1 protein-coding gene is annotated in these 1,333 nt (G+C 70.8%); it reads left to right on the top strand.

The features are described from left to right. The first annotated feature begins 230 nt into the window (after window positions 1-230). Window positions 231-1,316 carry an IS110 family transposase gene (locus MTQ10_RS30495; protein WP_247473985.1) on the top strand — a complete coding sequence of 362 codons (1,086 nt, stop codon included), beginning with the start codon at window positions 231-233 and terminating at the stop codon, window positions 1,314-1,316. The last annotated feature ends 17 nt before the right edge of the window (window positions 1,317-1,333 follow it).

Raw genomic sequence — 1,333 nt, 5'->3', positions numbered from 1 at the left:
GACAGTGAGGATGTGACGTGGTGACGCCGCTGGTGGGTCTGACCCCTCGCCTGACTGACGTCTCGACTGTCCTGTTTGGGATTTGTCGGCCCGCCGGGCGTCACCACGCACGCGGCCGGACGGGCGTTTGTGACCTTATAGGAGCTTGGTCCAGAAGCCCCGTCACTGTCTTGTCCACCCGCCCGACCGGCGCGTGCCGCCCTCGGAACGGACACGCCACAAGGACGGACATGACCAGCATGACGCACGACGGCCCGCAGATCACCGGCGGAGTCGACACCCACGGCCTGACGCACCACGCGGCAGTGATCGACACGGTCGGCCGGCACCTGGCCGACCGGGAGTTTCCTGCCACCATTCGCGGCTACCGCGATCTGCTGGACTGGATGCGCTCACACGGCGAGCTCGTCGCGGTGGGCGTGGAGGGCACCGGCGCCTACGGGGCCGAACTCGCCCGGGTGCTGACCGCCGCCGGCGTCACGGTCATCGATGTCGACCGCCCCGACCGCAAGACGCGGAGGATGAAGGGCAAGTCCGATCCGATCGACGCCTACGCCGCCGCGATGGCCGTACTGTCCGGGCGGGCCACCGGCATTCCCAAGAGCCGGGACGGCCTGGTCGAGTCGGTCCGGGTCCTGCGGATCGCGCGCCGCAGCGCCGTCAAGGCCCGCACCCAGGCGATGAACCAGATCCGCGGCCTGCTCGTCTCGGCCCCCGCGATGCTGCGTGAACAGGTGGCAGGGCTGGAGAAAGCGGCCCTGATACGCACCCTGGCCCGGCTGCGGCCCGGCGACGACCTGTCCCGGCCCCTGGCCGCGACCCGGGCCGCGCTGCGGCGCCTCGCCCGCCGCCACCAGGCGCTCGACGAGGAGATCGCCGAGCTGGACGCCGAGATCGGCCCGCTGGTCAAGCAGGCAGCACCCCAGCTGCTGGAGCTGTTCGGCGTCGGCCCCGAGACCGCCGGCCAGCTGCTGGCCTCGGCCGGGGACAACCCCGAACGGATGCGCTCGGAAGCCGCGTTCGCGCACCTGGCCGGGGTCGCGCCGATCCCGGCCTCGTCCGGACGCACCCACCGCCACCGCCTCAACCGCGGCGGCGACCGGGCCGCCAACAACGCCCTGCACACCATCGTGCTGACCCGCATGCGCTTCGACGAACGCACCCGCGCCTACGTCGAACGCCGCACCAAGCAAGGGCTGAACAAGAAGGACATCATGCGCTGCCTCAAACGCTTCGTGGCCCGCGAGGTCTACCGGGCCCTGACCAGCACACCGACCGAACGAATCACTCAAACCGACCTGGCTCCAGCGGCTTGACAGCCATAGGAGCATCC

Origin of the sequence: Streptomyces sp. XM83C, assembly GCF_023072675.1 — a bacterium.
In the GTDB taxonomy this organism is placed as follows: Bacteria; Actinomycetota; Actinomycetes; order Streptomycetales; family Streptomycetaceae; genus Streptomyces; species Streptomyces thermocoprophilus.
This window is presented reverse-complemented; position numbering and strand designations above follow the sequence as displayed.